Source organism: Janthinobacterium sp. HH106 (genome assembly GCF_001758725.1).
In the GTDB taxonomy this organism is placed as follows: Bacteria; Pseudomonadota; Gammaproteobacteria; order Burkholderiales; family Burkholderiaceae_D; genus Janthinobacterium.
In genome coordinates this window covers 250,564-266,169 of record NZ_LRIC01000002.1, presented here as the reverse complement: position 1 = coordinate 266,169, position 15,606 = coordinate 250,564, and the positions used below count along the sequence as shown (strand labels likewise).

12 protein-coding genes are annotated in these 15,606 nt (G+C 67.3%); 8 read left to right on the top strand and 4 right to left on the bottom strand.

What is annotated here, in order from left to right; translation table 11 throughout:
* The first annotated feature begins 39 nt into the window (after positions 1 to 39).
* The 8 genes from JAB8_RS01770 (at position 40) to JAB8_RS30095 (ending at position 10,572) form a co-directional block, all read left to right on the top strand.
* Positions 40 to 669, top strand: a complete 630-nt coding sequence (locus JAB8_RS01770; RefSeq protein ID WP_070288178.1) for an Hpt domain-containing protein — start codon at positions 40 to 42, stop codon at positions 667 to 669.
* Positions 666 to 1,580 carry an HDOD domain-containing protein gene (locus tag JAB8_RS01765; RefSeq protein ID WP_070288177.1) on the top strand — a complete coding sequence of 305 codons (915 nt, stop codon included), beginning with the start codon at positions 666 to 668 and terminating at the stop codon, positions 1,578 to 1,580. Before JAB8_RS01770 ends, JAB8_RS01765 begins: the two co-directional genes overlap by 4 nt.
* A 74-nt stretch (positions 1,581 to 1,654) precedes the next feature.
* On the top strand, positions 1,655 to 2,281 hold the full coding sequence (locus JAB8_RS01760) for a response regulator (protein ID WP_070288176.1): 627 nt from the start codon (positions 1,655 to 1,657) through the stop codon (positions 2,279 to 2,281).
* A 45-nt stretch (positions 2,282 to 2,326) separates the two neighbouring features.
* Positions 2,327 to 2,689, top strand: coding sequence for an Hpt domain-containing protein (locus JAB8_RS01755; protein WP_070223602.1), 363 nt, complete (start codon positions 2,327 to 2,329; stop codon positions 2,687 to 2,689).
* Positions 2,686 to 4,947 (top strand): hybrid sensor histidine kinase/response regulator, encoded by a 2,262-nt coding sequence (locus JAB8_RS01750; protein WP_083287522.1) that lies wholly within the window; start codon positions 2,686 to 2,688, stop codon positions 4,945 to 4,947. Before JAB8_RS01755 ends, JAB8_RS01750 begins: the two co-directional genes overlap by 4 nt.
* A gap of 288 nt (positions 4,948 to 5,235) precedes the next feature.
* Positions 5,236 to 6,927, top strand: a complete 1,692-nt coding sequence (locus JAB8_RS01745; RefSeq protein WP_254679418.1) for an ATP-binding protein — start codon at positions 5,236 to 5,238, stop codon at positions 6,925 to 6,927.
* A gap of 48 nt (positions 6,928 to 6,975) precedes the next feature.
* Positions 6,976 to 10,413 (top strand): response regulator, encoded by a 3,438-nt coding sequence (locus JAB8_RS01740; protein WP_070288174.1) that lies wholly within the window; start codon positions 6,976 to 6,978, stop codon positions 10,411 to 10,413.
* 33 nt (positions 10,414 to 10,446) lie between these two features.
* The gene (locus JAB8_RS30095; RefSeq protein WP_265334661.1) at positions 10,447 to 10,572 is read left to right on the top strand and encodes a hypothetical protein; all 126 of its coding nucleotides are present in this window, start codon (positions 10,447 to 10,449) and stop codon (positions 10,570 to 10,572) included.
* A 7-nt stretch (positions 10,573 to 10,579) separates the two neighbouring features.
* Here the strand turns inward: JAB8_RS30095 and JAB8_RS01735 are convergent, their stop codons facing one another.
* The 4 genes from JAB8_RS01735 to moaA all read right to left on the bottom strand — a co-directional run bounded on the left by JAB8_RS01735 (position 10,580) and on the right by moaA (position 15,529).
* Positions 10,580 to 11,791, bottom strand: coding sequence for an NnrS family protein (locus tag JAB8_RS01735; protein WP_083287085.1), 1,212 nt, complete (start codon positions 11,789 to 11,791; stop codon positions 10,580 to 10,582).
* Between the two features lie 133 nt (positions 11,792 to 11,924).
* Positions 11,925 to 12,587 (bottom strand): response regulator, encoded by a 663-nt coding sequence (locus tag JAB8_RS01730; RefSeq protein ID WP_175445142.1) that lies wholly within the window; start codon positions 12,585 to 12,587, stop codon positions 11,925 to 11,927.
* 24 nt (positions 12,588 to 12,611) lie between these two features.
* Complete coding sequence (locus JAB8_RS01725; RefSeq protein ID WP_343216094.1) at positions 12,612 to 14,498, bottom strand: type IV pili methyl-accepting chemotaxis transducer N-terminal domain-containing protein; 1,887 nt, start codon at positions 14,496 to 14,498, stop codon at positions 12,612 to 12,614.
* 44 nt (positions 14,499 to 14,542) lie between these two features.
* Positions 14,543 to 15,529 (bottom strand): GTP 3',8-cyclase MoaA, encoded by a 987-nt coding sequence (moaA, locus tag JAB8_RS01720; RefSeq protein ID WP_070288172.1) that lies wholly within the window; start codon positions 15,527 to 15,529, stop codon positions 14,543 to 14,545.
* Between the last annotated feature and the right edge of the window lie 77 nt (positions 15,530 to 15,606).

Below are 15,606 nucleotides of genomic sequence, written 5' to 3'. Positions count from 1 at the left end.
AGCATCACTTGCCTAGATAGCATTCATTGGAGCACGGTCATGAACACCCTCTTCACCATTCACCCCTTCCTTCGCTGCGAAGACCTGTCGCTGATGCGCACGGCGCTGGCCCTGGCCGGCCTGGTGTTGCTGCTGGCCGCCCTGCTCTGGCGCCGTACCCGCGGGCGTCAGGCCGGCCGCGCGGCACCGGCCGATCTGCATGCACTGTTGCAGATGCGCAAAATGGTCCCGCTGGCCAAGGTGGCGGACAGCACACCGCCACCACCAGCGTCCAGGGCGCCGGACACGCCGCCGTTCGACGCGGCCCGCCTGGACGCCATGTTCGGCTACGACCGGCGCCTGCAGGGCGAGATTCTGGCCCTGTTCGTGGCCGAGACGCGCGACCGCCTGGCCGGCATCGCCCATGCGCTGCGCTGCGAACGGACCGCGCCGGCGCGCGTGCTGGCGCAGGAAATCCTCGACGGCAGCCAGTCCATGGGCCTGCTCCCGCTGCAGGCGCTGGCACGCCAGGCCGTGCACGCGGGCTTTTCCAACGATATCGGCGCGCTGCGCCGCCTGCATGCGGAACTGCTGATGGCGCTCGACGCGCTGTCGCAGGCCGTCACGGTCCTGCAGACGGCGGGCGCGGCACAAGCCGATGACCGCAGCGGCGTCGGGAGCCGGCCATGAGCGCGCATATCGACCTCGCGCACCTGCCCGGCGGCGCCATCCTGCCTTCGCCCGCCGGGCGTTGCCACTGGCTGGCAAACTTGTGCGAGCAGCAGGTATCGCTCGATGAGCTGGCGGAACAACTGGGCTGCGATCCTGCCCTGACGGGCAAGGTCATCGGCCTGGCGAATGCGGGCGTACCGCCGGGCGAGCGCACGCATGCGGCGGTCAGCGCGGCGATGCTGGCCGCGATCGGCCTGCCCTCCCTGCGCCAGGCATTCGCCGCGCCGGCCCTGCCGGCGGCCACGTGCGCGCACTTCGACGCGCAGCGCTACTGGTCGCACGCGCTGGCCATGGCGTGCGCCGCCCGCGTGGCCGGCGATGCGCTGCAGCTGGCGCCGGCCGATGAGCTGTACAGTTGCGGCTTGCTGGCCAACTGCGGCCAGCTGGCCCTGGCCACCTGGCATCCGCAGGAATATGGGGAACTGCTGGGCCAGTACGGCAATGGCGCCAGGGCCCGGCTGCTGTGCGCGGAGTCGCAGCGCTTCGGCCGCCACCAGCTGGCGTTGTCGGCCATGCTCATGCGGGGCTGGGGCATGCCGGACATCCTGTGCGACGCCGTGCGCTGCCATGCCGCGCCGCCCGGCTTCGGGCGGGCCGGGCGCATGACGGACCTGGCCTGGCTGCTGAAGCTGGCCAGCGGCTTCGCCGACCTGATATTGCGCAACGGCGCGGGGCCTCGCGGACCGGTCCTGGCCGCCGCGCGGGTACTGGGCCTGGACAGAAACGACATGGAAACCCTGCTACGCCACAGCAGCGCCGAGTGCAGCGAACGGCGCGATCTCCTGGAACCGCAGACGCATATTGCCCCCGGCCGCACGCGCACGCGAGTCCGGCCCGCCGCACGCGAGGTTTTTAGTGAATTCATATAATTCGTTGAAATTGATTTTTTGAGCCCGATTGCGTATCATTCCCTTCAACTATATCCGCGACCATAAAGCCCATCATGCACACTGCAGACGTTTGCACTACCCAAAAGGCCGCTGAAATCCTCGGCATCTCGGTCACCTCGGTGCAACAACTGGTCGAGGCCGGCGTGATCGAAGCCTGGAAGACCAAGGGCGGCCACCGGCGCATTCCCCTCGCGGCCGTCGAAGCCTACAAGGGCAATCCCGGCCAGCCGGGCCAGGACCAGCGCGCGGCACGGGCCAACCGCCCCGTCCCATCGGGCCGTCCACCGTCCATCCTCGTGATCGAGGACAATCCCATCGAACGCGCGCTGTATGAAAAACAGATCGGTTCATGGGGCTTGCAGGCGGACTTGCGCTTTTGCGAGAACGGCTACCAGGCGCTGATGGAAATCGCCCGCGACCAGCCCGACATCCTGCTGGCCGACATCGTCATGGAAGGCATCGACGGCTACGAAGTGATCCGTACCATCCTGGCCGACCCGCTGCTGGCGGACATGCACATCGCCATGCTGTCGAGCCTGACGCAGGAAGAGCTGGAAGAACGGGGCGGCGTGCCGCCCGGCGTGGTGTTCTTTGCCAAGCCCGTCAATTACGACGAACTGCGCGGCTATCTGCGCGCCTGCTGCGCCGGCCATGCGCGGCGCAACAGCCTGGCCGCCTAGCGCGTCACCTTCCCGCCACCGCTTTCCCCTCGCCACGGAGCCGCCATGCCAGCCTATCGCCACATCGATCCTGCCGTGCTGTTCCACGCCACCGGCCACGACCTGGAGATGTTCCGCGCCCTGTCGCAGACCTACCTCGACACGTCGCCGGCCATGTTTGCGCGCGTCGAGCAGGCCGTGCGCGGCGGTGCGGCGCAAGCCATCGTGCATAGCTGCCATACCTTGCGCGGCACCGTGGCCCTGCTGGGGGCCAGCGCCCTGGTGGCGCGCCTGGCGGCGCTCGAGCAGCTGGTGCGCCATCAAGGTGCGGCGGCAGCGGACTGGCTGACCGAAACGGCGGCGCTGCTCGGCGCGGTGGAGCAGGAGGTTCGCCGCAGCATGCTTGAATACACGGGCGCGCAGGAATGAACGCGCGCCAGGCCGTCCTGCGCCTGGTGCACCGCTACCGGCCGCGCACCATGACGACCGTCGTGGGCCTGGTGCTGGTGGGCCTGCTGGCGCTGCGCATCGCCGTCTCCGGCGTGCTGCTGCACCGCGAAGCCGTCGATGACTGGAAACAGGATCTGTCGAACCTGTCGCTGCTGCTGGCGGAAAACACGGCGCAGAGCATGACGGCGGCCCGTTTGGTGCTCGACAGCGTCAGCAACGAGATCGAGGCCGCCGCCCCCGCGGACGCGCAGGCGCTGGCCGCCGCCGTCGGTACCCAGGCCATGCACCAGACGCTGCGGCACAAGATCGGCGGCGTGCCGCAAGTGGACGTCGTATCGATCGTCGGCAGCGACGCCAGCGTGCTGGCCTTCAGCCGCGCCTTTCCCGCGCCGTCCATCCGCCTCGGCGAGCGCGATTACTTCGAGTATCACCGGCGCCACCCGAACGGCGGCATGCACGTCAGCGCGCCCGTGCAAAACAAGGGCAATGGCGCCTGGACCTTCTATATCAGCCGGCGCATCAGCGGACCGGACGGCCGCTTCCTGGGCGTGGTGCTGGTCGGCCTGTCATGCGACTTCTTCAGCAAATTCTTCCAGAGCACCAGCATCGGCGAACACACGGCCTTTTCCCTGTACCGCAGCGACTACACGCTGCTGGCCCGCTGGCCGGCCGTGCCCGAGATGATGGGCAAGCGCAACCTGACGGGCAGCACCTACCGCCTGCTGGAACAGGGCAAGAGCGATGGCGTGCTGCAGGTGGACACGCCGCGCGCGGCCGACCAGGGACGCACGGTCGACCGCCTGGCCGGCATCCGGCTGGTGCGCGACTATCCGCTGGCCGTCAACGTGACCGTCACGGACGCGGTGTATCTGGCGGGCTGGCGGCGCATGCTGCGCACCATGGGCGGGGCGGCCGTGGTCAGCCTGCTCGTGCTGGCCGGTGCCATCGCGCTGATCCTGGCCCTGCTGCGGCGCCAGGAGCGCGACGCGGCCATGGCGCTGGCGCTGCAAACGCGCGCGGAAGCGGCGAATGCCGCCAAGTCGCGCTTCCTGGCCGTCATGAGCCACGAGATCCGCACGCCGATGGCCGGCATCGCCGGCATGGCCGAACTGCTGCAGGACACCGCGCTCGATGCGTCGCAGCGGCAGCATGCGCAGCGCATCGGCGATGGCGTGCAGCACCTGATGCGCATCCTGAACGATATCCTCGACCTGTCCAAGGTCGAGGCAGGCCAGATGGGCATCGAGCTGCGCGACTTCGACCCGCGCCTGCTGCTCGACGACGTGCTGGCGCTGCACCGCCCGCAGGCCGATAGCAAACAGCTGCTCCTGGTCAGCGAAATCGGCAACAGCGTGCCGCCGCTGATCTGCTCGGACCGCACGCGCCTCGCGCAAATCCTCGGCAACCTGCTCAGCAATGCCATCAAGTTCACGCCCTCCGGCACGGTGACCGTGCGCCTGCACCTGGAACCGGCCACGCCGGACGGCGCCAGCGCCTGCCTCGTCGCCATGGTCAGCGACCACGGCATCGGCATGACGGGGCACCAGCTGAGCCGCATCTTCGAGCCGTTTTGCCAGGCCGACGACAGCATCAGCGGCGCCTATGGCGGCACGGGGCTGGGCCTGACCATCTGCAAGCACCTGGTGGCGCTGCTGGGCGGCGAGATTTTCTGCAGCAGCGCGCCCGGCGCCGGTTCCCGCTTCACCGTGCGCATCCCCTGCATGCCGGCCCAGGCGCCGGAGCCGGAGCCGGAGCCGGAGCCGGAGACAGCCGCGCCATCGGAATCCGCAGCCGCCTGCGCGCCCGTTCCCGCATCGGAAGGGGGCGCGCGCATCCTGCTGGTCGAAGACACGGCGCTGAACCGCCAGCTGGTGTGCCTGCAGCTGGGCGCGCGCGGCTACCGCATCGACACGGCGGAAAACGGCGAGCTGGGCTTGCAGGCGCTGGCCGAGCAGCAGTACGACCTGGTCCTGATGGACTGCATGATGCCCGTCATGGACGGCTACCAGGCGTGCCAGGCCCTGCGCGCCCGCGAAGCGGCCAGCGGCGCGCCGCGCCTGCCCGTCATCGCCCTCACGGCCGGCGTCACCGAGGACGACCGGCAGCGCTGCATGGCGGCCGGCATGGACGATTATCTGTCCAAGCCGTTTACGGCCGCCCAGCTGCGCGAAATGGTCGACCGCTGGCTGACGCGCCAGGCGGCGATACGCGAAGTAACCCCCAATAAATTATTGTAATTTCTGACTTCCATAACCGGCGCTGTGCTGTGTTGCCCGCAGCTAGCAGTGCTCGCACTGCGTCACTGCAGGCGCCTTGCACAGCATCCGGTTCTGTTCGTCATAAATTCACAATAATTTCCCGAGGATTACTTAGCCGCCCGGGCCGCGCACAAAACAACACTTTTCCTCGATAAATCATTTTAATCGTTAAAATCAATTATATTTGCTATAATTGATAAAACGACGCGCCAGCGACGCCGGGCATCCTCGCACAACGGCACAACTGGCAGACCTTGCGGAGGCGGCATGCGGCAGCACAGATACTGGAAGGCCATGGCCTGGGAGCGTTGGGAGCGTTGGGATACGCGCACCCTGCTGTCGCTCTTCATGGCCGTGCTGCTGGCGGGCTTGTGGGGCATCACCATGCTGCAACTGCGGCACGCTTACGACGCCGCCGTCGCCGGTGCCGGGCGCGATGCGCGCAGCATGGCGCGCGTCTTTGACGAACACGCAATCCGCACGATCGAGGCGGCGGATCAGGCGGTCACGTATTTGCGCAGCCGCTACCAGGCGCTGGGCAGCCGCCTCGACATCGTGGCCGATCTGCGGCAAGGCCTCAATCCCGGCCCCCTGTACAACCTGTTTACCATTGTCGACGAACAGGGCGACATGGTGCTGTCGAGCCGCCCTTTCCAGCCCACCAACCTGGCCGACCGAGAGCACATCCGGGTACACATGCAGCGCGACAGCGGCGAACTGTATATCAGCAAGCCGGTGCTGGGCCGCGTGTCGAAAAAATGGTCGATCCAGATGACGCGCCGCATCAACCATGCCGATGGCCGCTTCAAGGGCGTGGTGGTGGTCTCGATGGACCCGTATTACTTTACCCGCCTGTACGACGAAGTCGACCTGGGCGACAACAGCTCCACCGAACTGGTCGGCAACGACGGCGTGGTGCGCGCGCGCCGGGTCGGCGCCGTCAACACCATCGGCCAGGATATCGGCGGCAGCAAGGTATTTTCTCTGATGCAAGGTAAAACGCGGGGCGGCTTCACCGAACGCAGTCCCGTCGACGGTGTCCTGCGCTTTTACGCGTTCGAAAAACTGGCCGGCTACCCGCTGTACATGCTGGTCGGGCTGGACCGCGACACGGTATTGGCCGACTACGTCTCGCGCCGCGACCAGGCCTTGCTGATGGCGGCCATCACGAGCGCCCTGATCGTGCTGTCGTGGGCCGCGCTGGTGCTGCTGATCGGCCGCCTGGTCGACAGCCGCGCCAGGGCCATCGCCGCCAGCGAGGCGAAGTCGCGCTTCCTGTCGAACATGTCGCATGAATTGCGCACGCCCCTGAACGGCATCCTCGGCTTTTCCGAGCTGCTGCTGGAGCAGCTGCGCCAGCCGGAACAGGCCGCCTACGCGCAAACGATACAGGACAGCGGCCGCCAGTTGCTGGCCATGGTCGAGGCGGCGATGGAATTGAGCGCGCTCGAACAAGACCAGGTAAGGCTGCAGTCCAGCGCCGCGCCATTGGACCAGTTGCTGGAACTGGCGCTGGCGCCGCACCGGCCGCGCGCGGCCCGCAAGGGCTTGCAGCTGGCCGCGCACGTGGCGCCCGCCACGCCGCCCTGCATCGATTGCGACCGCGTGCGCCTCGTGCGCGTGCTCGATATCCTGCTCGATAACGCCATCCGCTACACGGCTGCGGGCCGGGTCGACGTGCACGTCATGCACAGCGGCGCGGACCTGCAGATCGAAGTGCGCGATACGGGCATCGGCATCGCGCAGGCGCAGCAGGGCGTCATCTTCGACAAATTCTCGCAGGCGGACGACTCGCCGAGCCGCGCCCATGACGGCGCAGGCATGGGCCTGGCCATCGCGCGCCAGCTCGTCGTGCTGATGGGCGGCAGCATCGGCGTGGCATCCGCGCCGGGCCAGGGCGCCGTCTTCCGCCTGCACCTGCCCCTTGGGGGCAAATTGGCCACACTATCACATGCATAGTTGTGCGCAAAAGTTGTTCTCAATCCATATCGGGTATAGCATCGCCACATGACCTATCACACAGATGCGGCGGCGGTGCGCAGACAATGGATCGAATGGCTGTTCTTGCTCCTCGGGCTGCTCATCGTCGCTGCCGCCCTCGCCTATGCGCATCTGGCCGAGGCGGCGCGCCACGACGCGGCCGAACGCGAGCGCCTGAGCGTGCTGACGGCGCTGCTGGCAAAAAATATCGAAGTCGACCTGGAGGCAACCAACCTGGTGCTGGGCGGCGTGATCCGCGACTATCTGGCCGCCGGCACGGCACCGGACGCCGGGCAAGCGCTGCCCCGGCGCCTGGCCGCGCTGGTCGACGCCATGCCTGGCGTGCGCACCATGCTGGTCATCGATGCGCAAGGCAAGCCGGTCGCCACCAACATCGCGGAACTGGCGGACCAGGATTTTTCGCGCCGCGGCTACTTCCAGACGGCGCGCGACGCCCCCGATGCGCGCATGCTGTACATCTCGGCGCCCTTCCATACCTTCAAGGGCGACCTGGTCATCACGGCGTCGCGCATGGTGCAGGACAAGCAAGGCCGCTTTGCCGGCGTGGTGGTGGCCACCTTCGCCCCCGAATACTTCACGGCCAAGTTCCGCACCGCCATGTACGCGCCCGACGTCTGGGCCGTGGTGCTGCATGGCGACGGCCGGCAGTTCCTGAATTACCCGGCCAGGACTGCCAATGGCGCCAATATGGACGTCCCCGGCAGCTTCCTGCGGCGCTTTCGCGACAGCGGCTATCAGGCGGGCGTCCTGAGCGGCGTCGACATTGCCGGCGCCCCCGCCGCCCCCCGCGTCATGTCCATGGCGACCATCGCCCCGCCGGCCCTGCACATGGACCGCGCCCTCATCATCGGCCTGAGCCGCGAAGAAGCGGCCATCGCCGCCCCGCTGCAACGCCAGGCGCTCGGCTACGTCCTTTCCTTTGCCGTGCTGGCGCTGGCCGCGGCCAGCCTGCTGTTCTGGAGCCAGCGGCGGCGCCGGCAGCAGGCCGCCTGGCATGCGGAGCAGGAAACGGAGCGCCAGGCCATGCAAGCCGTGTCCGACAGCGAAACGCGCTTTCGCACCCTGATCGAAGACGCGCCCGTGGCCATCGCCATCCTGCGCCACGGCCGCTTCATCTACTCGAATCCCCGCTACCGCAGGCTGCACGGCTACACGGCGGATGACAATCTGAACGGCCTGCCCTGGTCCGCCATGATTTCCGCGCCATCGCTGGCGGCGCTGGCCGCCAATGAAGCGCTGATCGAGGCGGATTCGCCCAGCGAACAGGTGTTCGAGGCCGTGGGCTTGGGCAAGCAGGGCCTGCCCGTGCCCATGTACAAGACCACCACGCGCGTGGTGCTCAAGGATGGACCGGCGACCCTGATCTTTGCCCAGGATATTTCCACGCAAAAGCAGGCCGAAGAGGCCATGCTGCTGGCGCGCGACGCGGCCGAATCGGCCAACCGCAGCAAGGCGGAATTCCTCGCCAACATGAGCCATGAAATCCGCTCGCCGCTCAACGCCATCCTCGGCATGGCCTGGCTGCTGGAACGCGACGGCCTCGATGGCGAAGCGCTGCTCATGGCGCGCAAGATCCGCGCCGCCGGCCAGTCCCTGCTGGGCATCATCAACGACGTGCTGGACGTATCGAAAATCGAGGCGGGCCACATGACCATCGAACGGGCGCCGTTACGCCTGGCCGACGTGATCGAAAAGATCGCCGCCAGCATGGGTGTGGCCGCGCATGACAAGCCGATCGAAGTGCGCATCGGGCCACTGCCCGATGGCGTCGAGCAGGTGATGGGAGACGCGCTGCGGCTGGAACAGGTGCTGGTCAACCTGACCAGCAACGCCATCAAGTTCACCGCGCAAGGCGCGGTCGAGCTGACGAGCGCGCTGGAGAGCCGCGACGGCGACGCCGCGGTGCTGTGTTTCAGCGTGCGCGACACGGGCATCGGCATCGCGCCCGAGGTGCAGGAGGCGATCTTTTCCGCCTTCGCCCAGGCCGACAGCTCCACCACGCGCCGCTTCGGCGGCACGGGGCTGGGCCTGACCATTTGCCGCCAGCTGGTGCGCCTGATGGGCGGCGCCATGCGCCTGACAAGCGTCATGGGCCAGGGCAGCACATTCAGTTTCACGGTGCCGCTAGAGCTGATGCCCGCCAGCGCCCCGTCCTCGCCCGACATGCAGGGCTTGCGCGTCTTGCTGGCCGACGGCAAGGCCGACTCGCGCGCCGCCGTGGCCGCCGTCGCGCAGGGTCTGGGCTGGCGCGTGCATGCCGTCTCCGGCGGCCAGGCGGCGCTCGAGCATGCGCTGGCCTGCGCCGAGGACGCGCGGCCCGGCGTCATCGTGCTGGCCGCGCGCATGCCGGACATGGACGGGGAAACCACGGCGCGCGCCCTGCGCGAGCACCTGCCGCCGCAGGATTGCCCCATCGTGATCCTGGCGGCCAGCGGCGCACCGGCGACAGCGCCCGCGCGCCGCCATACGGACCCGGCCAATCCGGCCGATGCCATCCTCAACGAACCGGTGACGGCTTCCAGCCTGTACAACGCGACGATGGAAGCGCGCCAGCGGCGTGCTGAAGCGGCCGGCCTGGACACGGGCCACGCAGCGCTGGGCGCACGCGTGCTGGCCGGCGTGCGCGTGCTGGTGGTCGACGACAGCGACATCAACCGCGACGTGGTCAACCATATCCTGTGCGACCAGGGCGCCCTGCCCTCGTTCGCCTGCGATGGCCAGCAGGCGCTGGACTGGCTGCTGGCCCACCCGTCCGACGTCGACATCGTGCTGATGGATGTGCAGATGCCCGTCATGGATGGCTTGCAGGCGACGCGCGCGCTGCGCCAGCTGCCGCAGTTCCAGGACTTGCCCGTGGTGGCCCTGACGGCCGGGGCGTTCCGGACACAGCGCACGGCGGCGCTGGAAGCGGGCGTGAACCATTTCATCAGCAAACCGTTCGACGTGCCGCAGACCATCGCCCTGATCGCGAGCGCGCACCGGCGCCATGCGCAAGGGCTGCCGGCCCTGCCGCCGGCAGCGACCGAAGCGGCGACGCCCTTGCGGGCAGGCGGCGCGGCGCCCGTGATCGACCTGGCGCAAGGGATGGCGCAGTGGCTCGACGAAGCGCCCTACCGCCAGCATCTGTCGCACTTCGGCAACACTTACCGCAACACGGTGGGCGCCATGCGCGCGCTGCTGGCGGCCAATGCACGCGGCGACGCCGCCGCGCTGGCGCACAAGCTGGCCGGCGTGGCAGGCAGCCTGGCCCTGCCCGCCACCCTGCAAGCCGCCCAGCAAGCCGAACAGCTGCTGCACGCGGGCGGCGATGCGTCTGCCGCGCTCGATGCCCTGGAACAGGCGCTGGCGCACGCCATCGATGCCGCCGCCGCATTCACGGCACAGACGCCGGCGCCCGGCCAGCCGGCCATGCCAGAAACGCAACATGGCAGCGCATGCCAATGATAGACTTGCCAATATGAAATTTTAGGAGACACCATGATCTGGTGCAGGGATTTGCTGTTGAGAGCCTTCATGCTGGGCATGCTGCTATTCGTCGTGGGCGAATCGCTGTCCTACTGGACGCCGGAAATCAGGAAACTGCTGGCCTGGCGCCCGTTCTGACGCCAGGCTAGCCTTCGCGGCCATCCACCCTGGCACGCCACAAATAAGGCGCATACACGCACGCATACAGGCCAAAGGCCAGCGACCAGCACGCGCCGGCCGCCAGCAGCAGCGGCATGGACAGCGCGGCGGGACCGACGGCAGCCAGCAGGCGCGCCAGCGCGCCAAGCTGGATCAGCCAGTACATCGCCGCTTCCGCCCTGCCTCCCTTGAGCGCACGTCCCGTGTGGCCCAGGGTGGTGCGCGTCATCATGCCGATGATCAGGCCCGCCATCGATCCCACCGTCAGCGCGTGCAAGGCGGCGCTGGCCGGCAGCAGACCCAGGCTGGCGGCCGCCAGCAGCGCAAAGCCGATGCCGATCCACGCGTAAGACAGGTGCAAAATCCACAGCAGCGGCACGCGCACCGTGCGCTGCGGCTGCCAGGCCAGCAGATTGGCCAGCGATACGCCTGCCGCGCACAAGGCCAGCGGCGCCGTCAGCCAGGCGGGCGCGCCGGCCAGCCACGCGATCGCGGCCGCCGCCATGCAGGCCACGGCGACCAGCGCGCGTTTCGGGCTGGCCACCGGCGTGCTGCCAGGTGCGCCATTGCGGGTAAACATGGGAATGACGCGCGCGCCGATCACCGATTCGATCAGCACGATGATGAAGATGGCCGCCTGCACGGGCACAAACAGCGACAGCGGCAGCCAGCCCAGCACGGCCGCGTGGAACAGGGCATTGGCCAGCGCCAGCAAGGCCAGCAGACCGACGAGAAACAGATTGCGCGTATTGCCCGAGCGGCGCAGCACCTGGTACAGGGGCCAGGCGGCCAGCGGCAGGAACAGCCAGTCGATCAGCGCCGGCAGCAGGCCGGGGCCGCACAGCATGGCCACGCGTCCCGCCAGCCACAGCCCCGCCAGCGCCATCAGCTGCGCACCGTGCGGCGTGGGCAAGCCCGTCCAGTTGCGCCCCGCCGTGTAGAGGAAACCGACGACGACGGCCAGCGCGAAGCCGAACACCATTTCATGCATGTGCCATCCCAGACCCACCTGCAGACCGCCCGGCAGCAGGCCCGCATAGCTGGCCAGCCACAGGGGAATGGCGATGGCCGCAAACACGGCCGCCAGCAGGTAGAACGGGCGGAAGCCCAGTTGCCAGACGGCGTGGCCGGCATGCCAGGGAGCGGCGCCTGCTGTCGTGGAAGGTGGAGAAGGTTCGCTGATCGGGGTGATGGCCATGATGGAGTCGCCTTTAAAGATATATTCAATATACTACTTTAAAAGCGCAGATGCCGCCATCGGCATAAAGGACTAGAGAGATAGCGAGAAGTCACCATGGGGTCTGACCCGGCGGGTCCGACCCCGACTCGGGCTACTTGCCCTGGCGGTGCTCGACCGCGTACACGGCCGCCTGCACGCGGCTCGTGAGGTTGAGTTTTTTCAGCACGTTCTGCACGTGGATCTTGACCGTGCTTTCGGCCAGGTCCAGGGTGCGGGCGATGCCCTTGTTGCTCTCGCCGCGCGACAGGCAGTCGATGATTTCCTTTTCGCGCGGGGTGAGCTTGTCGAGTTCCGACACGGGTTCCTCGCGCCGCGTGCCCGCCTGCAGCTGCGCCACCAGCTTGCCCGTCATCGCTTCGGCGATGACGACTTCGCCGGCCGCCGCGCGGCGGATGGCGCGCACCAGGTAGTCGGCGTCGATATTCTTGATCAAATAGCCGCAGGCGCCCGCGCGCAGGGCCGTGGCCAGGTCTTCTGCGTCTTCCGACACGGTCAGCATGACGATGGCCGTATCGGGGCAGTCGTGCTGCATCAGCTGCAGCGCTTCCACGCCGGACATGCCGGCCATGTTCAGGTCCAGCAGCACCACGTCGGGCTGCAGCTGGATGGCGCGCTTGATGCCTTCCACGCCATCGGCCGCCTCGCCGACGACGGAAAAATCCGTATGGCGCTGCAGCAGCGAGCGTATGCCGCTGCGGAACAGCGCGTGGTCGTCCACCAGCATGACGGTGATCGGTTTATCGGGAATCTCCATTTTTTTATACTTTCAGATAGTGGCTTAGGCGGCGCGGCGCTGCTCGCGCGACAAATGCAGTTCGACGGTCGTGCCGCCACCGGGGCAGGCATGCACGTCGAACGTGGCGTCGATGCGCTGCGCGCGCTCGCGCATGATATGGATGCCGACATGGCTGTCGCCCTTTTCCAGCACGGCGGCAGCGTCGAAGCCGACGCCATTGTCGCTGATCGTCAGCGTAAAATCCTGGTGATCGGCGAGACGCACCTCGACGTGGCTGGCCTGCGCGTGCTTGCGGATGTTCGACAGCGCTTCCTGCACGATGAATAATAACTGCAATTGCTGCTCGCGGGGGAATGGCGCGCCGTCGACGTCGGCCAGCAGCTCGGCGTCGATGCCCGTCTGGCGGCGGAATTTCTCGAGCGCCGCGCGCAGGGAGCCGATCAGGTCATCTTCCATCAGGCGGCTGCGGAAATTGGCCAGCAGTTCGCGCACGTCCTCGTAGCTTTCCTTCACGCCCGCGTGCAGGGCCGGCACGATGCCCGCCACCTCGTCGAAACGCGCATTGCGCACGGAGTCGTCGAGCATCTGCACCTGCAGGTTGAGGAAGTTGAGGCTTTGCGCGATGCTGTCGTGCAGACCCTGCGCCACCAGGTTGCGCTCTTCGGAAATGGCCATCTCGCGTTCGCGCGCGGCCAGGCGCAGGTTTTCCAGCGCGATGCCCAGCAGCTGGCCCAGGGTTTCCAGCAAGGCCAGCTCGCGCGCGGAAAACACGCGCGCATGGCGGAAATGCAGGTTGAAAAAGCCCAGGTGCTGTTCGTGCGCGTGGATATGGAAAACGGAGACGGTGGCAAAGCCCTCGCGGTGGCAGCGCAGCTCGTGCGCCTTGTCGATGCGCCGCATGTCGTGCACTTTCGCCACCTTCATCTCGACGGCCGTGCCGCACAGGCAGTCGCCCACCTTCAGGCAATGCTCGGACGCCACCAGTTCTTCGGACAGGCCCGTATGCACCACCATGTGCAGGTTGCCCCGCTCGGCGTCGAGCACGCGCACGGTGGAGCCGTCGGCCTCGAAATAATCGACGATGCGCTGCATGAAACCGCCGCAGATGTCTTCCAGCGGCTGCGGGCGCTGCAAAAAGGCGGCGCTTTCATACAGCAGCGCCAGCTCGCGGTTGCGGTATTCGAGCGTGGCCGTCTTGCTGCGCACGCCCTCTTCCAGGTTGCCGTACAGCGCCTGCAGGCGGTCGGCCATCTGGTTGAAGCCGCTGGCCAGCTGGCCAAATTCGTCATTGCTCTCGACGGCCAGGCGCACGCTGAAGTCGCGCTCCTTCATGCGCTGCATGCCCAGGCGCAGCCGCGTCACCGGTTCGATGATGAGCATGAACATCAGGTAAATCATGCTGACCGTGCCGATGACGGCCATGCCGACGAGGATCAGCTGCGAGGCGCGCAGCCAGAAGGTGCGCTGTTCGCTGTCGTGCTCGATCAGGCGCACCAGCTGGTCCACCTGTCCCACGAAGGTGTCGGCGTCATGCTCGAACTGGCGCGCGCGCACAATGGAATCGGCGGCCAGGGCGGCCGGACGCAAGGCACTGCGCCAGGCGACGCCGATGCGTTCGAATTCGGACTTGATGGCCGTGCTGGGGGGCAGGAACAGGGGACGCTGCGGGTCGCCGTGGCCGATCTTGGCCAGGGTCTCGTCGATCAGCAGCACTTGCTGGCGCGCCTGCTCGCGGGCGTCGCTGGCAAGCAGCAGGGTCAGGCGGTAGGTCTGCATGCGCAGCCGGCCCGTCTCGTTGATGGCGGCCGAACTGCCTTCGAGCTGCCACGACAAAAACAGGGTGCAGCCGATGGCGCTCAAGGCCAGCACCAGCATGAGCAGCAGCGCGCCGACAATCTTGGTCGACAGCTTCTGCCAGGAGGAAAACATCGCCTTGAATTTCATACCGCCCTTGAATGTGAATGCAAACTGCCTCAGCCGCCCGTCTGTGCCATGAACCGGATGATTTTATCGGGCTGCGTATTGAAATCATGCTGCTGCGGCTTCAGTTCGATGGCGGCGCGGATCGCCGCCTCGATCTGCGCATCCGTGGCCCCGCCGCGCAGCATGGGGCCAAACGCGAATTTCTCTTCCTGTCCCAGGCACAGGTACAGGGTACCATCGACGGACAGGCGCACTCGGTTGCAGGTGGCGCAAAAATGCTGCGACATGGGCGTAATGAAGCCGATGCTCGAGCGTCCGTCGGGGGTCGCCATGTAGCGCGCCGGCCCTCCCCCCAATTCCATCGCCTGCGGCACCAGGCCGAAGCGGGCCGCCAGGCGTTCGCGCACGGGGCCCAGCGGCATGTAGCTGGCATTGCGGCCCGTGCTGCCCATCGGCATGGCTTCGATCAGGCGCAGGATGAACTGCTGCTCGATGCAGAAGGCCGCCATGGCCTCGATCTGGCCGTCATTGATGCCGCGCATGGCCACCATATTGATCTTGATCGGGTCGAAACCGGCCGCCTTGCCCGCCATCAGGCCATCCAGAATGGGCTGAAGGCTGTCGCGCCCCGTGATCTGCTGCATGCAGGCGCGGTCGAGCGAATCGAGGCTGACGTTGATGCGGTCCACGCCGGCCGCGCGCAAGGCCACGGCATGCTTGCCAAGTTGTGTGGCGTTGGTCGACAGCGACAGGTCGTCCAGACCGGGCAGCGCGGACAGCCTTTGCGCCAGCTGCGGCAGATTGCGCCGCAACAGCGGTTCGCCGCCCGTCAGCCGCACGCGGCGCGTGCCGAGGCGCACGAAAATGCCCAGCAGGCGGTCGATCTCGTCGAACGTCAGCCAGTCCTTCGGCTCCTCGAAGCCGCGAAATCCCTTGGGCATGCAATAACCGCAGCGCAAATCGCAGCGGTCGGTGACGGACAGCCGCACATAATCGATCGAACGGCCAAAACGGTCCTGCAACTTGACGCTACCCATGACGCTACTCCTGATTCTTCCGTGATTGTAAAGGCTGGGGCACGATCTGGCTGTGCCCCAGAAGGCCTAGCGGCCTA

Coding starts and splice junctions, on each gene's coding strand:
- JAB8_RS01755 (WP_070223602.1), top strand. CDS start 2,327: ATGCCAGCCTATCGCCACATCGATCCTGCCGTGCTGTTCCACGCCACC.
- JAB8_RS30095 (WP_265334661.1), top strand. CDS start 10,447: ATGATCTGGTGCAGGGATTTGCTGTTGAGAGCCTTCATGCTGGGCATG.
- JAB8_RS01735 (WP_083287085.1), bottom strand. CDS start 11,791: ATGGCCATCACCCCGATCAGCGAACCTTCTCCACCTTCCACGACAGCA.
- JAB8_RS01725 (WP_343216094.1), bottom strand. CDS start 14,498: ATGTTTTCCTCCTGGCAGAAGCTGTCGACCAAGATTGTCGGCGCGCTG.
- JAB8_RS01770 (WP_070288178.1), top strand. CDS start 40: ATGAACACCCTCTTCACCATTCACCCCTTCCTTCGCTGCGAAGACCTG.
- JAB8_RS01730 (WP_175445142.1), bottom strand. CDS start 12,587: ATGGAGATTCCCGATAAACCGATCACCGTCATGCTGGTGGACGACCAC.
- moaA (WP_070288172.1), bottom strand. CDS start 15,529: ATGGGTAGCGTCAAGTTGCAGGACCGTTTTGGCCGTTCGATCGATTAT.
- JAB8_RS01745 (WP_254679418.1), top strand. CDS start 5,236: ATGCGGCAGCACAGATACTGGAAGGCCATGGCCTGGGAGCGTTGGGAG.
- JAB8_RS01760 (WP_070288176.1), top strand. CDS start 1,655: ATGCACACTGCAGACGTTTGCACTACCCAAAAGGCCGCTGAAATCCTC.
- JAB8_RS01740 (WP_070288174.1), top strand. CDS start 6,976: ATGACCTATCACACAGATGCGGCGGCGGTGCGCAGACAATGGATCGAA.
- JAB8_RS01765 (WP_070288177.1), top strand. CDS start 666: ATGAGCGCGCATATCGACCTCGCGCACCTGCCCGGCGGCGCCATCCTG.
- JAB8_RS01750 (WP_083287522.1), top strand. CDS start 2,686: ATGAACGCGCGCCAGGCCGTCCTGCGCCTGGTGCACCGCTACCGGCCG.